Consider the following 16,374-nt stretch of genomic DNA (forward strand, 5'->3'; position numbering starts at 1 on the left):
CAGATCGCCATCAGGATATTCCCGCCCGACGCCTGACGGAGCGGGTGAAACGCCTGATTGATCAGGTTGCCGATGGAAAGCTGCGGGATCATCAGCCGGATATTGCCGTCCTCATCCTTATGAATGGAGGCGGTGGCCGCCTCCTGCGTTTCCGCCTGCGACAGGGCATCGGAAATGCCGTCAACGGTGGCAATGGCGGTGAAGGTGTCGTTCACCCCCGGCGACAGCGCCCTGAGCGCAATTTCCAGCAACAGATTGACGGAGAACTCGATCGGGCTGTCCTCCGAGCGGGAGGGCCGGATCGAAATCTGCTTCTGGATAGCATCGACGGTCTCCTCATCCAGCTCCTGCGTCGCCTTGATCATGACTTCCTCGCCGAGGGTATAGGCGCCGCGCGCCTTCTGGATCTCCAGCGTCACACCCGCCTTTGTCGCAATTTCCGTCAGCTTGTCTTCATTGAGCGAGCCAAGATAACCCGGCTTTCCGGCGATAATGTCAAAGGTGAAATCATCGACCTTCTCCACCGCCTTTTTACGCTCTTTTCTCTCTTCCTCCCCCCGGCTTTTGTTCCGGTCATCGAGAGCGGACTTCAGCTTTCCGGTAATGCTCGCAACCTCATCATCGATGGCCACACTTTGCGAGACATTCCGGACAAAATAGATAAGCTGCATCACACAGAGAGTGGCCAGCACTTCCGCCCCGAGGATGGTAAGGTCGGGCACGAAATCCTGCTCAACGAAGGTCATCGCCAGCAGGGCATAAATAAAGGTTCCGCCAAAAATACCCGCCGTCACCTGGTTCACGATATCGGAGGTAAACCGCTTCAGCATCCGTGGCGCGAGGTTCCCCGCTGCCAGCGCAAAGACAACAAGAACGATGGAATAGGTCAGCGTCAGGGCCGACATCGCGCCGCCTGCAATCACCGACAGGATCGTCCGCGCGGTCTCCGGCGCGAGCTGTTGCAGATACGACTGGAGACTGCCAAGCTCCAGATAGGTTTCCATATAGCCGACAACCAGCGACAGCCCGCCAATCGACAGGGCAATGCCCGCCGGAACGGTTTGCAGCATCACGAACGGGTGGCGCAGAATGCTGAAATTCATCGTACGGTACGCATGTTGGTAAATCCTCTAGCTTTTAGCCAACTAAACACGGTGTTCCGGATTCTCATAGTCAAAGCGGCAACCGGCCTTCCAGGCATTCCGATCATTCCCATGATTTGGAAGTCCTCCCGCAGTTTTCAACATATGCGCCATATGCATGAGATTCCATGTCATAATTGTCAGGTTGCGTTGGGTAAAATCGTTACCGTAGCCGTAGGGCTCTCCATTTTCATTCTCATCTCCGTAGGATGGACCCGGGCCCGCCTCCCCGATCCAGCCGCAATCGGCCTGCGGCGGGATGACATATCCGAGATGCTGCAGGGCATAGAGCATAGTCATGGCGCAATGCTTGATGCCATCTTCATTGCCGGTGATGACCGCGCCGCCGGTCTTGCCATAGTAAAGGCTCTGGCCTTTGTCATTCAGTTCCCCGCTCATCGCGTAGAGCCGTTCGATAATCACCCGGCAGACGGAACTTTCCTCCCCGAGCCAGATCGGCGTGCCGAGGATAAGAATATCCGCCGCCGCCACCTTCTCCCATAATTCGGGCCAGTCATCCCGATCCCAGCCATGCTCGGTCATATCGGGATAGACACCGTAAGCAATCTGGTGAGAGAGCGCATGGATATGTATCACCTCGACCCCATTTCTGCTCATTATCTCCTCGGCAACACCCAGCAGTTTCCGGGTATGGGAGAGATTGCCGTCTTTTTTCAGGGAGCAATTGATAATCACCGCTTTCAGGCCCGAAAAGTCAGTCTTGTTGTCTGTGCAGGTTTGTTCTTGCTGTACAGTGAGTGCCATTTCTCGCTCCTTTGGGACATACTCATTTAAAACAGTCTTTAATTCTAAAGAACGGATGAGGTTTGTTTCAGTTCCATCCAATTGGTTTGCCGCCTCACGAACGGATAAGACTGGCGGCTGAAATTCGTCTGGTTTTACGCGCCTCAATGGGGCGCCTCGTGCAGGGAAAGCCCTGAAATGCGGCGATCTCACCCGGAAAATGAGATATATATCACACTCGCTTATCTTTTTCCTGTCAATCACTTGAAATGACACGGCATCAATGCCAGATGGACCCCTTTAACGCATATGATTTCCAGCCGCATCCTTAAGTTTCGTTGCGAAATATGGAATTTTGCGTAATATTAAAGAAACCTTAACTATCATGAATGGTGGCCCACACGATATGGAATCAACATTCCGGATCATACTGGAGAAATCTTTCGATAACTGTGATCTGCAAGTGCAGGATTACGGTGACGAGCAGTTTTGCCTGATCACGGCGACGGGACCGGTTGACCGCCGCCAGCGGGCAATCATTTTTCGGGAAATCCTCAAAGTCAACAAAACAGGCAACTTCTTCTATATCCTCGACAATCGCGGCGGCTTCGAGATTGAGCTCTCCCTGACCGATATGTCCTATCTCAATGCGTTGCTCTATGATGGCGGCATCCGTTATGTGCGTGGCAGTGTCATTACCCTGGACATCGCCTACAGCCTGCTGATCTCACTGGCCAAGGCCAAAGCACGCGCCGAGAATTTTGAGGTCGAACTGGTTTCCACCACGTCTTTCGCAGAAGCCGAGGACTTCGTGAAATCGAAGCTTCTGGAAACCAAGAAAGTGCGGCAGGCCTAGAACACTGGACGGCCACCGTCTGATTGCCGGGAAATGGTGGGCGCTGGGGGATTCGAACCCACGACCCGCTGATTAAGAGTCAGCTGCTCTACCAACTGAGCTAAGCGCCCACAATAGGTTTCATATATCGTGGTATTCCGGCATGAAATCTGAACGGTTCCGCGTCGGGAGCGATTGTTTAACACAGGAAATCTTCCCCGACAAGAGGTGAGAGTGACAGTAATCACTCGACATTGGATTTTCACGTCTTTATCATAGACACATCAACTACTTGTGCCTTAAATCAATTGCCTGTCATACAAGGGGCCCACAAAATGGCCAAGCAGACCCTGTTCGAGAAATATGGCGGCTTCTCCGCTGTGAGCAAAATCGTTCTCGATTTTTATGATGTCCTGCTCGATAGCGACGAGGTCGGCCCGTTTTTCGATGATGTCGATATGGCGAAGCTGATCGATCACCAGACGAAGTTCATTGCCTCGCTCCTTGGCGGGCCCGCCTCCTACACGGATGAGCAGCTGAAAAGGCTGCATGAGCGGCTAAACCTTAAGGACAAACATTTCGACGAAGTTCTCGAGACGCTTGGCGAGACCCTCACAAAACATGGCTTCAGTGCCGGTGATGTTGACCTGGTTAATGCCGCACTTGAGGAGAGGAGACCAGTTATTGTCTGTCGCAATGTCGATTGAGGCTATCAATGAGCAGCTCCTGCGCGCAATTGGTGTGGGCGTTGCCGTGCTCACGGCGGAGGATCAGCGGTTTGTTTTTCGCAATAATACGTTTCATGAATGGTTCGATGGCGACGAGCCCGAGACTGATCTGGGCGCGCTGTTCCCCGATTTCAGCATAAACGACCTTATGGCGGAGCTGAAGGCAAACAAGCGCTTCACCATCGAGATCAAACGTAAGATCAAGCGGCGGGAGCGGATATATGCCGCGGACTTTACCCTGTCGGAAGAAGATGGCGGCGGCATGATTATTCTGGTCTGCCAGAATATTTCCCGCATCCGCGAGCTGGAATCGATGATCGACAGCTATTCGCAGATGGTCGAGCGGAACACCCGCGAGATCAAGCGCGAGAAGGAGCAGGTGGAAAAGCTCCTGCTCAACATGATGCCCCGCTCCGTCTATGACGAATTCAAGACCTTCGGTGTGGTCATCCCCAAGCTGTACGACCCGGTCTCGGTTCTGATGCTCGATTTTGTCGGCTTCACCCAGATGGCCGCCTCCGCCGATCCCGCCGTGACCGTGAGCGAGCTGAATGACATCTACAGCGCCTTTGACCGCATCGGGGAGCAATATGGCTGTGAGCGGATCAAGACCATGGGGGACGCCTATATCACCGTCGCGGGCCTGCCCGATCCGACGCCGGATCACGCCGGCGCCGTCGCCAATGCCGCGATCCGCTTTATCCGGTATCTGGAGCGTCGGAACGAGGGACACCCGAACCAGTGGCGCTGCCGCATCGGGATCACCAGCGGCGCCGTGGTTGGCTCCGTTATCGGCATCCAGAAATATGTCTATGATATCTTCGGGCCCGCCGTAAACCTCGCCTCCCGCCTGCAGGACTGCTCGGAAGCGATGGAGATCACGACGAACGGACCGGTCTATGACGTGCTCCGTGAGTCGTTCCGCTTTGATTATAAAGGGAAACAGCAGATCCGCGGCTTCGATGAGCAGGATATCTTCCAACTCAGGGACAGCCGCGAACCCATCCGCTAGATCACTTCCGCTGCCCACAAAACCCCCCGCGCCAGAGACGCGGGGGATTAAGACATACAGCCGCGCTAGATCAGGATATTGTCCGTATCGATATCGCGCAGATGCATATCCTCAAGGGTGAGGATGCCGTCATCACCGAAATCGATCACAACATCCTTGCCCACCTGCGTTGCCGCGTCCGTCACCTCCTCGATCGAGGCGAGTTCGAGCAAGGTAAGATCAAGCGTGTCATGGCGATCGTTGAAATCCTTGATCAGGTCGTTCCCGAAGAGGTGATCGAAGATGAACAAATCATCTCCCTCGCCGCCTTCGAGCTGATCGTTGCCAGCCCCGCCGATCAGCGTATCATTGCCGTCAAAGCCGAGGAGAAGGTCGCTCCCCTCCCCGCCCTCAAGGATATTGTCCCCCTCATCGCCGCCGATCCGGTCATAGGCGAGCATCGTGTTATCCTGGATCGCGTCAATATCGCTGTTACGCTCGATAATATCGGCAAGCGTGGTGTCCCAGAGCGCGTCAATTTCCTTTTGCGACAGATCGGAATCCTCGCTCCAGAAGGGATCGCCATCGCGGATGCGGATAAACTGGTCGGTGACGATGGTCGCGAACAGCTCGCCCAGCATCCCGCCGCCAGAGGGATCCTCGGCCAGCCCGCCGATCCAGGCATCGATCTCATCGACGCTGTCATAGACACTGGCGAGAGCGGACGCGAGATCAGGATCGGAGGTAACATCGGAGAAATCCGCCGCCCGCTCCAACCCGACAGCCTCCCGCAGGTCGTTATAGCTTGGCAGGCCGAGATCGCGACCGCGCTGGATATTGAGGGACGCAAGATCAAGCCCGACGCCGCCATCCTGACTGAACAGGAAATTGCGCAAATCATCGACGATCTCGGTATCCAGCTCCTGCGCCACACCGTCCGCGAGGCCGCGGAGGAGCGGCTCAATCCCGCCGTTCGCCGCCACAACCGTCGGATTGAAGAACGCATCGCGGAGTGAAAGCTCCCCCGCCTCAATGGATTCGCCATTTTCCTCAAGCCGTTCCGTGGCCGCAGAGACAAGGCTGTGGCCGAAGCGATAGGCAGCAGTGGAAAATTCAATGGCGATGCCGGGGTTCACACTCGCGTCATAGCCGTCATAGGCAGGAATGGCATCCTCCCCCAGCAGGATGGGGAGATACTCATTATAGGTGATGGCCTGGATTTCCGCCTCCACCCGGACGCGGGCGGCATCAAACAGCTCATCCGCCGTCCAGTCGGGGTTCTTCTCGGCGAGTTCATCGACCCAGCGGTTATGCTCCCGCGCGAACAGGCTCTGCATCGAATAGAGCCCGGCATTTTCGGCACCCCGTACATCGCCCGCAAGTATGTTGCCCTCGTCATCGAAGGTCACCAGCCCAAATTCATCGAGGAGAAGCTTGCCGTCCTCCGTCCGGATCGCCGCCGCCGTCTCCGCATCCGATCCATAAACCATTGATCCATCGAGAAAGGCGGTAATGTTATTGGCATATTGGGCGGGCGTATCGACCCCCGTTCCCTCCACCGGGTCGGCGCGGCTGAACGCCATATCGATATCCGGATCGAACCATTCATCATCCTCCGGGATATCGATGGACGCCGCCGTCTCACCCGAGAGGGTGAGGTCGATATCATGATCGACGAATTGCCCCCAGACATAGAAGAGATCGCTGACGCCGAAGGAATTGGGTATATCCTCGGCTTGCGCAACCACGGCGTTGGAAATTTCGCGCGGCCCCGGAAGATCCTCATCAATTTCAGAAATGCCATCGGCGAAATTCGCCTCCCCCAACCGGAGCAGCGTCTGACCGGCGGCGCCCCATTCCGGGTTTTCAGTATTACTGCCCGCGCCATCGACCGGGCGCGCCGGAATCTCCAGAAGGTCATCCTCCCGCGGCGGGCGCGGATCGCGAGGCTCATTATCACGGCGGTCATCATCATTGGCGGGATCACGGCGGCGGTCCTCATCGCGTGGCGGGCGGTTGTCACGATCCCGGGAATTCGGGCGAGGGTCAAGAAATGGATTGCGTACTTTCATGGTAATCTCCTGTTAAAAAAATACTGCCAGCCCTTTTGGGACCTGGAAAAATAGCTTCTTTATAGAGCTTCAAGTTCAGCGGGCATTATGGTCGAAGAAAGGCGTAAATAAGGAAATAGATGTAATTTGTTCCACCATTACGGGTTTATCGAGACGGCAGAGAGCCGCCAGTAGATATACCGACAGGAATTAGCAGGCGGAGATAACGCGGAAAAAGCGCCTAGCGTTTACCCGGAATATCGATATCGCGGTGGATATAGACGCTCATGATCAGGCCAAAGCCGATGAGCAGGGTCAGCATCGCCGTGCCGCCGTAGGAGATCAGCGGCAGCGGCACGCCGACCACCGGCACCATTCCCATGACCATGGCGACATTGATAAAGATATAAAGGAAAAAGATGCCGGTCATGCCGATGGCCAGCAGCTTGCCGAAATGATTACGCGAGCGATAGGCGATGGCATAGCCATAGGCGATCAGCAGGATATAGAGTGCAAAGAGTAACAACCCTCCGACCATGCCGAATTCCTCCGCCAGCATGCTGAAGATGAAGTCAGTGCGCATTTCGGGCAGGTAATTGAGATGGCTCTGCGTGCCCTGCAAAAGCCCTTTGCCGAACACCCCGCCCGAGCCGAGCGCGATTTTCGATTGCAGAATATGATATCCCGCGCCGAGCGGGTCACTTTCGGGGTTGAGGAAGGTGAGCACGCGCTTTTGCTGATATTCATGCAGGAACTGAAAGGCGAAAAACCCCGCCGGGATCGCCGTCCCAACGACAACCGCGAACTTCCAGAGCCGCACCCCGGCGACGAAGAAGACAATCCCCGCCCCGGCCGCAAGCAGCAAGGCGGTGCCAAGGTCGGGCTGACGCAACACCAACCCCACCGGCGCGAGCACCAGCAGGATCGGCGGGATCAGCCATCGAATGCGCCGGACATCTTCCAGTCCGATATTATGGAAATAGCGGGCGAGCGCCATAATAAGCGCGATTTTCATCACCTCGGACGGCTGGAGCTGAAACGGTCCCAGATCAATCCAGCGCCGCGCGCCCATCCCGATGACCCCCATCACCTCGACCGCGCCAAGCAATAAAAGCGCAATGGCATAAAGGGGATAGGCGAGATTGAGCCAGATGCGGATATCCACAAGAGCAACCACGAACATCAGGATCAGCCCCGCACCAAAGCGCATCATCTGACGTGAGGCCCAGGGCTCCAGATTGCCATTCGCCGCCGAAAACAACATCAGGAAACCAATGGAAGCGGTCGCGCAGATCAGCAGGACAAAGCCCCAGTTGATATCCCATAACTTCCGTGAGAACGGGACCTGTACATTTTTGGCACCAAGCTCCCTAAGCATCCTCACCTCCCATCGGCTTGCGGATGGCGATATCGTAGCTGGGCTTGCGCAAGGGATCGAGACGAAGTGTTTCCTGCAACAGGTCGCGGGCAATCGGCGCCGCCGTGCCGGAACCACTGCCGCCATGTTCGACAATCACCGAGACTGCGTAACGCGGATCATCAAAGGGCGCGAAGCCGACGAAGAGGGCGTGGTCCCGCTCCTCCCATGGCTTTTCATCGGATTTGCGCACCCCTTCGATGCGTTCCTTGCGGGAGATGCGGCGAACCTGCGCGGTGCCGGTCTTGCCCGCCATTTCCCAGCCCTCAACGCGGATTTTCGCGGCGCGGGCCGATCCGCGCGGGCCATTTACCACTTTATACATGCCATTAAGAACGTGCTTTAAGGCCGTTTGACTGACACCTAAATCGAGATTCTCAAGTCCCGGCTCCGGATGCGGGAGCACCGCCCCCTCCACTGCTTCACCGGTGATTGATCGTACAAGGCGCGGCGAGACCTTCTTGCCGCCATTGGCAAGCCGCGCCGTCATCACCGCGAGCTGCAACGGGGTCGCCAGCACAAACCCCTGACCGATGCCGGTGTTATAAGTTTCGCCCAGCTGCCAGGGAACACCCTGCACCGCCAGCTTCCAGGCCTTTGTCGGGATCAGGCCATCGCGCTCACCCAGCATGTCGATATTGAGTTCCTCACCAAGGCCGAAGCGATGCGCCATCTCGGCGATCTTGTCGACGCCAACCTTGCGAGCGATGTCATAGAAATAGATATCGCAGGATTGCGAGATTGCATTTTCCAGATTGAGCTTGCCATGGCCACCACGCTTCCAGCAATGAAACCGGTGCTTGCCAAGCTGTGTATGACCGTTGCAGAAAACCTCATGCCCCGCCGTGATCACGCCTGATTCCAGCGCCGCAAGGGCAACGATCATCTTGAAAGTGGAGCCCGGTGGATATTGCCCGCCAATTGCCTTGTTACCAAGCGGGCGCTTAGGGTCCTCGATCAGCGCCTTCCACTCGGCGGAGCTGATGCCGCGCGCGAAGGCATTCGGATCGAAGGACGGCACCGACACCATGGAGAGGATATCACCCGAGTGAATATCGATCACCACGGCTGCCGCGCTTTCCTCCCCCATGCGGCGGACGACGAAATCCTGAAGCTGCTTGTCGATGGTCAGCACCGCGTCATTACCGGGGATACCCTCCTGCCGGTTCAGCTCCCGGATGATACGGCCATAGGCATTGGCCTCCACCCGGCTGAGACCCGCCTTGCCGCGCAAGGTTTTATCGTAATATTTTTCGATCCCGCTCTTGCCGATACGGAATTCCGGCAGTTCCAGAAGCGGATCATACTCCTGATTTTTCAGGTCTTTTTCCGATACCGCGCCAACATACCCAACGATATGACCGAACAGCCGACCATAAGGGTAATCCCGGGTCGAGCCGACATCCATCTGGATACCCGGCAGGTTCGGGCTGTTGACATTAATCCGGGCGAATTGCTCCCAGGTCAGGTTATCGACAACGGGAATGGGCACGAAGCTCCGCTTGCGCTTGGCGTCCTTCAGGACACGCTCGCGGTCGATCATCTCGGGCGGGACAAACTCTTCCAGCGCATCAAGGGTGGCCTCAATGCTCTTGGTCTGTTCGGGGATCAACACGACGCGGTAGTTATGGCGGTTGCTGGCGATCTCGACGCCGAAGCGATCAACGACCCGGCCCCGAAGCGGCGGCAACAGCCGAAGGTTCATCCGGTTTTCATCGGCCATTGTCGAATATTCATCCGAGTGAATGACCTGCAGATAGTAAAGCCGACCGGCAAGCGCCGACATCAACACCGCTTGACCGCCCGCCATCAGGAGAGAGCGGCGGGTAAAAGTCTTGCCTTTTTCCTTATGCTGATCGCCTGCCATCAGGTCAGCCTCAACAGGTTATTCTGAAGCATGCCGAAGCCCCAGGCGAACAGCGGAAAGACCAGCAGCGACAGCGCATATTGCACGAGGATCGGCGTCAGCGGCAAGAAGGCCAGTGAATAAAAGCAGGCAATGATCCAGCTCAGCATGGCGATGATGAAGGCGATCAGGAAATAACCGAACCAGGTGAGGACAAAGGCCTTGCCAATAAAAATCCGCCGTTGCGACACCGCGATGGCATGGATCAACAGATAGAGGAAGGACGACAGGCCGAGCGGCGCCCCGGTCAGGCAATCCGACAGCAGCCCCAGCACAAAGCAGAGCGGCGGGGCCATCAGATAGGGCCGGTGAATGCTCCAGTAAAAGATGGAAATTGCGGCAAAGGATGGCGTGACAATGGCGTATCCGGAAATTCCAATCGGCACCACACTCATCAACGCCAGCAACACCGTTATCGCAAACGGCACACTGCCGCGAAGGAGACGGTTAAACTGATAGGCGAGTGTCGGGCTCACTTTGCATCCAATCTGCTTTCACCAAGATCGCCGGGGTTCATCTCCGGGCTACTCATGCCCGGCAGATCATAGCGCAACACGCTGACATATTCCAGACGGGTCCAGTCGGCATAGGCCTGCACCCGGATGCCCCGGTCAGAGCTGGAGGAAACAAAACCAATGGGACGTCCCGCCGGCAGCATACCGCCATCACCGGAGGTGACAACGCGGTCGCCCGGCGCCACCTTCGCGTTGGTCGGCAGGAAATCCAGCAGTGGCAAGGAGGAGTTATCGCCGACCAGAATGCCTTTATGGCGTGACTTCTCCATCACCACGGGAATACGGGAGTTCAAGTCCGTCAGCAGCAGAACCCGCGACGAACGCTCCCCCACCTCGGCGATACGACCGACCAGGCCGAGCGGAGCGACAACCGCCTGCCCCACACGCACGCCATCGCGACGACCGGCGTTCAATAACAAGGTGCGGACAAAGGGGCCGCCGCTATCGCCCACCACGCGCGCCGTAATCGGCAGCACCAGCGGATCGGACAAGGCGTTCAGGAGCTGGCGGAAATTCTCATTTTCCTGCTCCAGCGTGCGGCCCGCAGCCTGCCATTTGAGCAGGCGGGAATTTTCCTCGCGCAGGCGCTCATTTTCCTCGACCAAGCTGGTCAGTTTCCGAACGCGCGCAACGCCCTTGTGGAAGGCATCGACGGGTTCGGAGATGGTGGAGAGGATCGGAGCCAGAAAATCAGTGGCCGAGGTGCGCATTTTCTCGACCACGCCAACATTAGCCTTGCCAAGAAAAAGAAGCGCAATGGCGAGGGAAATAAGCGCAAGGAAGGCGAAACGCTGAATAATCGTCTTCAGCGGCCATGCCAGCTTAAATACCTTCCCCTGTCGCGGTGCCATTCACCTGCCCTCCGGACCAGATTTCCGTTTGTCCAAGGGTTTAGCTTTCTCCGCTAAGTACGTGACGGAGCGTTTTAATTTCTTCCAGCGCACGCCCCGTGCCAATGGCGACACAGGAGAGCGGCTCCTCGGCGATGGAAACGGGAAGACCCGTCGCCTGACGCAATACATGATCGAAATTACCGAGCAACGCACCACCGCCGGTCAGGATAATACCCTTGTCCACGATATCGGCGGCGAGTTCCGGTGCGGTATGTTCCAGCGCAACCTTCACAGCCTCGATAATCGCGCCCACCGGTTCGGCCAGACTTTCGGCGATCTGCCGCTGGCTGATGATCAGCTCTTTCGGCACGCCATTCATCAAGTCGCGACCCCGGATTTCCATGGTCTCGCCTTCGCCATCCTCCGGCGCGCAGGCGGATCCGATCAGTTTCTTGATCCGCTCGGCCGAGCTTTCACCGACGAGCAGGTTATGATTGCGGCGGATATAGGCAATGATCGCCTCATCCATCTTATCGCCACCAACGCGAACGCTTTTCGAATAGACGATACCGCCGAGGGAGAGAACAGCAACTTCCGTCGTGCCGCCGCCAATATCAACAACCATGGAGCCTGTCGGCTCGGTCACGGGAAGCCCGGCGCCAATTGCGGCGGCCATCGGCTCGTCAATCAGGATCGCCTGACGGGCACCGGCATTCTCGGCAGCTTCCTTAATGGCTTTGCGCTCCACGGCGGTGGATCCCGATGGAACACAGATAATGATAAGAGGCCGCGCAAAGCTGCGGCGGTGGTGAACTTTATGGATAAAATGCCGGATCATTTCCTCGGCAATCTCGAAATCGGCGATGACACCATCGCGAAGCGGTCGGATGGCCTCTATATTGCCCGGTGTCCGGCCCAGCATCATCTTGGCCTCGTCGCCAACGGCCAGAACCTGTTTCTTGCCCTTGTTATGCAGGATTGCTACAACCGAAGGTTCATTCAGAACAATACCGCGGCCTTTGACATAAACCAGCGTATTCGCGGTTCCAAGGTCGATGGCCATATCGGCTGACATCCAGCCGAGTAATCCGTTTAACATTAAGCTGCCTCACACACTCATTTGAAGAGATCCGGTTGCCGAACCCCGCAATTTCAACACAACGCGCACCAACATCATTTCTCCGCCACAGACCGGTCAATTGCGTCTCCTGCCTGAGGGTGCCGACACCCGCGCCCTATGCTACCGGTGACGCCTGTCTCATCAGGCATCGGTAACATAAACCAATCATTGCAGAAGATAGTTAATTTTTTCCCACCATACGCAGACAAATATGATTTTTTCTCAACTTCGGGCATTTGATTTGTAAAGCAGATAGGACAATTACGCAAATGTCATTAACCATAAATCGCGTAGACTTTTAAAAAATTTATCCAAATGCCCTTACCCGCATCCCTTGGGCAGGTAAAATAAAAAAGCCGGCGCGAGGGCCGGCTTTTTCAAATTGGGGTGGTTTGCGCCTAGTTCTTGGATTTATCGACCAGGCGGCCTTCCGCGATCCAGGGCATCATCGCGCGCAGGCGTTCGCCGACTTCCTCAATCTCATGGGCGTCGTTGCGGGCGCGGATCGCCTTGAAGCTGGTCTGGCGTGCCTTGTTCTCCAGCATCCAGTCGCGGGTGAATCGGCCCGACTGGATATCATCCAGAACACGCTTCATTTCCGCCTTGGTCTCCGGCGTCACGATACGCGGACCGGTGACATATTCCCCATATTCCGCCGTGTTGGAGATGGAGTAGTTCATGTTCGCGATGCCGCCTTCATAGATCAGGTCGACGATCAGCTTCACTTCATGCAGGCATTCGAAATAGGCCATTTCCGGCGCATAACCACCTTCGACCAGCGTTTCAAACCCGGCGCGGATTAGCTCAACCAAGCCGCCACAGAGAACTGCCTGCTCGCCGAAGAGGTCGGTTTCGCATTCTTCCTTGAAGCTGGTCTCGATGATACCGGCGCGACCACCACCGATGGCGGAGGCATAAGAGAGCGCGATATCGAGTGCGTTGCCGGAGGCGTCCTGATGAACAGCGACGAGGCAAGGCACACCGCCGCCCCGCTGATATTCGGAGCGAACCGTGTGGCCGGGACCCTTCGGCGCGATCATGAACACATCCATGTCAGAGCGCGGCACGATCAGGTTGAAATGCACATTGAGGCCATGGGCGAAGACAAGGGCCGCGCCGTCCTTCATGTTTGGCGCGAGTTCCTCTTCATAGATATCCGCCTGCAGCTCGTCCGGCGTCAGCATCATGATCACGTCACCCCATTTGGCGGCGTCCGCCGGGGTCATAACCTGAAGCCCTGCGCCTTCTGCTTTGGTCGCAGAGGTCGATCCTGCGCGAAGCGCGACGGCGACATTTTCGGCACCGGAATCCTTGAGGTTGTTGGCATGGGCATGGCCCTGGCTGCCATAGCCGACGATGACAACTTTCTTGCCCTTGATCAGATTAACATCGGCATCGCTGTCGTAGTAAACGCGCATCCTATCTATCCTTCTTTATTATAAACTTGTGTCCATATCCAAATTCTTGTGCAAACCGCCCTAGATTACATCGGTGCCGCGATGAACCGCGACGACCCCGGTCCGGCAGACTTCCGCCTTGCCGAGTGGTTTCATCAGCCCGATAAAGGCCTTGACCTTGTCGGGAACGCCCGTGACTTCGAAGACAAAGGAATCCTCCGTCGTATCGACCGCGCGGGCGCGAAAAATATCCGCCATGCGCAGCGCCTCAACCCGTTTCTCGCCCTTGCTGACGACCTTCACCAGCGCCATCTCGCGCTCCACGCTTGGGCCATCGATGGTGAGATCGGCAATCTTGTGCACCGGCACCAGCCGGCCGAGCTGCGCCTTGATCTGCTCGATCACCATCAGTGTTCCCGTGGTGACGATGGTGATCCGCGAGAGGTTCTCCGCCTCATCCACGCGGGCCACGGTCAGGCTTTCAATGTTATATCCGCGACCGGAGAAAAGGCCGACCACGCGCGCCAGCACACCGAACTCGTTATCGACGAGAACGGAGATGGTATGGCGTAATATTTCGGTATCTTCAGTCATTGTCCAGACAACCCCTTTGCAAGCGCGGGTCTCTTGTAAACCAGCATAAGCGTTAAATCCATAGCTTTTCGAAGGAAAATCGGCCGATACTAGACCAGCGACAGCCCATCGGAAGTGACCTTCGGTCCCGCGTCGTCCGCCTCACCGCCGAGCAACATTTCGTTATGCGCGGCGCCGGAGGGAACCATGGGGAACACATTCTCCGCTTTATCGACGATCATATCGACGACGACCGGCCCCTTGATGGAAATCATCTCCTTGATGCAGTCATCAACTTTATCGGGATCGGAGCAGCGCAAACCCGTTGACCCGAACGCCTCTGCCAGTTTAACGAAATCAGGAAGGCTTTCCATATAGCTTTCCGAATAGCGCCCGCCATGCAGCAGTTCCTGCCACTGGCGGACCATGCCCATATACTCATTGTTGAGGATAAAGACCTTCACCGGCAGGCGGTATTGCAGGATGGTCGAAAGCTCCTGAATATTCATCATCGTCGAGGCTTCGCCGGCGACATCGACCACCAACGCATCCGGATGAGCAATCTGCACGCCCATCGCGGCAGGAAGGCCGTAGCCCATGGTGCCGAGCCCGCCCGAGGTCATCCAGCGGTTCGGCTCGTCAAACTGCAGATACTGCGCCGCCCACATCTGATGCTGCCCCACTTCCGTGGTGAAATAACGGTCCATATCCTTCGTCAGCTCGTTCAGGCGAGACAGCGCATATTGCGGCTTGATGGCCTTGCCCTTTTGCTCGAACTTCAGGCAGTCTTTTTCCCGCCATCCTTCGATCTGCGCCCACCATTTTTTGGTCGCCGACGCCTCCGGCTTGTGAACTTCCGATTTCCAGACCTTGATCATATCCTCAAGAACATGCGCGACATCGCCGACAATCGGGATATCCACCTGAATGTTCTTATTGATCGAGGAAGGATCGATATCGACATGGATTTTCTTCGATTTTGGCGAGAACGCATCGAGCCGCCCCGTGATCCGGTCATCGAAGCGCGCACCGATACAAACCATCACATCGCAGTCATGCATGGCGTGGTTCGCCTCATAAGTGCCGTGCATCCCCAGCATCCCGAGGAATTGCTTGTCGGAGGCCGGATAGGCGCCCAGCCCCATCAGGGTATTGGTGATCGGATGACCGGTCAGCCGGACGAGCTGGGTCAACAGCTTCGATGCCTTCGGGCCGGAATTGATAACCCCGCCGCCGGTATAGAAGATCGGCCGCTTGGCGTTCGCGATCAGCTTCACCGCCGCCTTGATTGCCTTCAGGTCGCCCTTGATCTGCGGTTTATAACTCTTGTGCTTGACCATCGCCGGCGGGACATATTTGCCTGGCGCCAGCTGCACATCTTTCGGCAGGTCGATCACGATCGGGCCGGGACGGCCATTTGTCGCGACATAAAAGGCCTCATGCATTACACGGGCGAGATCATTCGCGTCCTTCACGAGATAGTTATGCTTGGTGACGGGGCGCGTAATACCAACGGTATCGGCCTCCTGAAAGGCGTCATTGCCGATCATATGGGTCGCCACCTGCCCGGTCAGGCAGATAATCGGGATACTGTCCATCAGCGCATCGGCGAGGCCGGTCACCGCATTGGTCGCGCCGGGACCGGACGTTACGAGGACAACGCCGGGCTTGCCGGTCGAGCGGGCATAGCCTTCCGCCGCGTGAACTGCGCCGCCTTCCTGACGGACAAGGATATGGCGGATGCTGTTCTGCTTGAAGATTTCATCATAGAGCGGAAGCACGGCGCCCCCGGGATACCCGAAAATCACCTCGACGCCCTGATCTTTGAGCGCCTTGATTACTATTCCTGCTCCTGTCAATTCCTCGTTCGCCATCTGCCTGATCCTAATCTTTTGCTTGGCCGTCTTAGCTGCGTCTCAATAGAAAAAAAGCGCCCGGCGCAATACCGGGCGTTACTTTCGGGCCATAAAGCGTGGCTCCGATTGGGGAAACTAGACCTTCATTCTCCTGCCGTCAACAAAAATCGACGAATAAATGGAAAGAATTCATCTTTTAAACTTTCCAAATCTTGCGCAGAAGAGCGATTTGCTTCGCACATCTTATTCCGAACCCATGTCATTTG

14 protein-coding genes and 1 tRNA gene are annotated in these 16,374 nt (G+C 56.5%); 3 read left to right on the forward strand and 12 right to left on the reverse strand.

What is annotated here, in order from left to right:
* Together P1U71_RS15920 and P1U71_RS15925 are read right to left on the reverse strand one after the other, a co-directional pair.
* Positions 1–1,103 (reverse strand): DUF2254 domain-containing protein (locus tag P1U71_RS15920; protein ID WP_301106621.1); only part of this gene is annotated, 1,103 nt, incomplete at its 3' end.
* Positions 1,104–1,145: 42 nt separating this feature from the next.
* The gene (locus tag P1U71_RS15925; RefSeq protein ID WP_301106622.1) at positions 1,146–1,907 is read right to left on the reverse strand and encodes a flavodoxin family protein; all 762 of its coding nucleotides are present in this window, start codon (positions 1,905–1,907) and stop codon (positions 1,146–1,148) included.
* A gap of 385 nt (positions 1,908–2,292) precedes the next feature.
* On the opposite strand from P1U71_RS15925, the gene P1U71_RS15930 reads away from it, so the two are divergent.
* Positions 2,293–2,742 carry a hypothetical protein gene (locus tag P1U71_RS15930; protein WP_301106623.1) on the forward strand — a complete coding sequence of 150 codons (450 nt, stop codon included), beginning with the start codon at positions 2,293–2,295 and terminating at the stop codon, positions 2,740–2,742.
* A 34-nt stretch (positions 2,743–2,776) separates the two neighbouring features.
* Here the strand turns inward: P1U71_RS15930 and P1U71_RS15935 are convergent.
* Positions 2,777–2,852 (reverse strand) — tRNA-Lys (locus P1U71_RS15935).
* Positions 2,853–3,056: 204 nt separating this feature from the next.
* On the opposite strand from P1U71_RS15935, the gene P1U71_RS15940 reads away from it, so the two are divergent.
* Both P1U71_RS15940 and P1U71_RS15945 read left to right on the forward strand, forming a co-directional pair.
* Complete coding sequence (locus P1U71_RS15940) at positions 3,057–3,428, forward strand: group 1 truncated hemoglobin (protein ID WP_301106625.1); 372 nt, start codon at positions 3,057–3,059, stop codon at positions 3,426–3,428.
* Complete coding sequence (locus tag P1U71_RS15945; protein WP_301106627.1) at positions 3,406–4,461, forward strand: adenylate/guanylate cyclase domain-containing protein; 1,056 nt, start codon at positions 3,406–3,408, stop codon at positions 4,459–4,461. Before P1U71_RS15940 ends, P1U71_RS15945 begins: the two co-directional genes overlap by 23 nt.
* A 65-nt stretch (positions 4,462–4,526) precedes the next feature.
* On the opposite strand, the gene P1U71_RS15950 is transcribed toward P1U71_RS15945, so the two are convergent.
* From P1U71_RS15950 to P1U71_RS15990, 9 genes are all read right to left on the reverse strand, one after another.
* Positions 4,527–6,512 carry a peroxidase family protein gene (locus P1U71_RS15950; protein WP_301106628.1) on the reverse strand — a complete coding sequence of 662 codons (1,986 nt, stop codon included), beginning with the start codon at positions 6,510–6,512 and terminating at the stop codon, positions 4,527–4,529.
* A gap of 220 nt (positions 6,513–6,732) precedes the next feature.
* A complete protein-coding gene (rodA, locus tag P1U71_RS15955; RefSeq protein ID WP_301106629.1) occupies positions 6,733–7,869 on the reverse strand; it encodes a rod shape-determining protein RodA in 1,137 nt (378 codons plus the stop codon).
* Complete coding sequence (gene mrdA, locus P1U71_RS15960) at positions 7,862–9,775, reverse strand: penicillin-binding protein 2 (protein WP_301106630.1); 1,914 nt, start codon at positions 9,773–9,775, stop codon at positions 7,862–7,864. Before mrdA ends, rodA begins: the two co-directional genes overlap by 8 nt.
* The gene (gene mreD / locus P1U71_RS15965) at positions 9,775–10,290 is read right to left on the reverse strand and encodes a rod shape-determining protein MreD (protein WP_301106631.1); all 516 of its coding nucleotides are present in this window, start codon (positions 10,288–10,290) and stop codon (positions 9,775–9,777) included. Before mreD ends, mrdA begins: the two co-directional genes overlap by 1 nt.
* On the reverse strand, positions 10,287–11,180 hold the full coding sequence (mreC, locus tag P1U71_RS15970; protein ID WP_301106632.1) for a rod shape-determining protein MreC: 894 nt from the start codon (positions 11,178–11,180) through the stop codon (positions 10,287–10,289). The genes mreD and mreC overlap by 4 nt, the downstream gene beginning before the upstream one ends.
* A 40-nt stretch (positions 11,181–11,220) precedes the next feature.
* On the reverse strand, positions 11,221–12,261 hold the full coding sequence (locus P1U71_RS15975; RefSeq protein ID WP_301106633.1) for a rod shape-determining protein: 1,041 nt from the start codon (positions 12,259–12,261) through the stop codon (positions 11,221–11,223).
* Positions 12,262–12,680: 419 nt separating this feature from the next.
* Positions 12,681–13,700: a ketol-acid reductoisomerase gene (gene ilvC, locus P1U71_RS15980; protein ID WP_301106634.1), complete on the reverse strand. Its 1,020-nt coding sequence runs from the start codon at positions 13,698–13,700 to the stop codon at positions 12,681–12,683.
* 60 nt (positions 13,701–13,760) lie between these two features.
* Positions 13,761–14,273 (reverse strand): acetolactate synthase small subunit, encoded by a 513-nt coding sequence (ilvN, locus tag P1U71_RS15985; protein WP_301106635.1) that lies wholly within the window; start codon positions 14,271–14,273, stop codon positions 13,761–13,763.
* A gap of 89 nt (positions 14,274–14,362) precedes the next feature.
* Positions 14,363–16,126 (reverse strand): acetolactate synthase 3 large subunit, encoded by a 1,764-nt coding sequence (locus tag P1U71_RS15990; RefSeq protein ID WP_301106636.1) that lies wholly within the window; start codon positions 16,124–16,126, stop codon positions 14,363–14,365.
* Positions 16,127–16,374: the final 248 nt, after the last annotated feature.

Source organism: Sneathiella sp. (genome assembly GCF_029233945.1).
Taxonomy (GTDB): domain Bacteria; phylum Pseudomonadota; class Alphaproteobacteria; order Sneathiellales; family Sneathiellaceae; genus Sneathiella.

Coding starts and splice junctions, on each gene's coding strand:
- rodA (WP_301106629.1), bottom strand. CDS start 7,869: ATGCTTAGGGAGCTTGGTGCCAAAAATGTACAGGTCCCGTTCTCACGG.
- ilvC (WP_301106634.1), bottom strand. CDS start 13,700: ATGCGCGTTTACTACGACAGCGATGCCGATGTTAATCTGATCAAGGGC.
- ilvN (WP_301106635.1), bottom strand. CDS start 14,273: ATGACTGAAGATACCGAAATATTACGCCATACCATCTCCGTTCTCGTC.
- P1U71_RS15975 (WP_301106633.1), bottom strand. CDS start 12,261: ATGTTAAACGGATTACTCGGCTGGATGTCAGCCGATATGGCCATCGAC.
- mrdA (WP_301106630.1), bottom strand. CDS start 9,775: ATGGCAGGCGATCAGCATAAGGAAAAAGGCAAGACTTTTACCCGCCGC.
- mreC (WP_301106632.1), bottom strand. CDS start 11,180: ATGGCACCGCGACAGGGGAAGGTATTTAAGCTGGCATGGCCGCTGAAG.
- P1U71_RS15925 (WP_301106622.1), bottom strand. CDS start 1,907: ATGGCACTCACTGTACAGCAAGAACAAACCTGCACAGACAACAAGACT.
- P1U71_RS15990 (WP_301106636.1), bottom strand. CDS start 16,126: ATGGCGAACGAGGAATTGACAGGAGCAGGAATAGTAATCAAGGCGCTC.
- P1U71_RS15930 (WP_301106623.1), top strand. CDS start 2,293: ATGGAATCAACATTCCGGATCATACTGGAGAAATCTTTCGATAACTGT.
- P1U71_RS15950 (WP_301106628.1), bottom strand. CDS start 6,512: ATGAAAGTACGCAATCCATTTCTTGACCCTCGCCCGAATTCCCGGGAT.
- P1U71_RS15940 (WP_301106625.1), top strand. CDS start 3,057: ATGGCCAAGCAGACCCTGTTCGAGAAATATGGCGGCTTCTCCGCTGTG.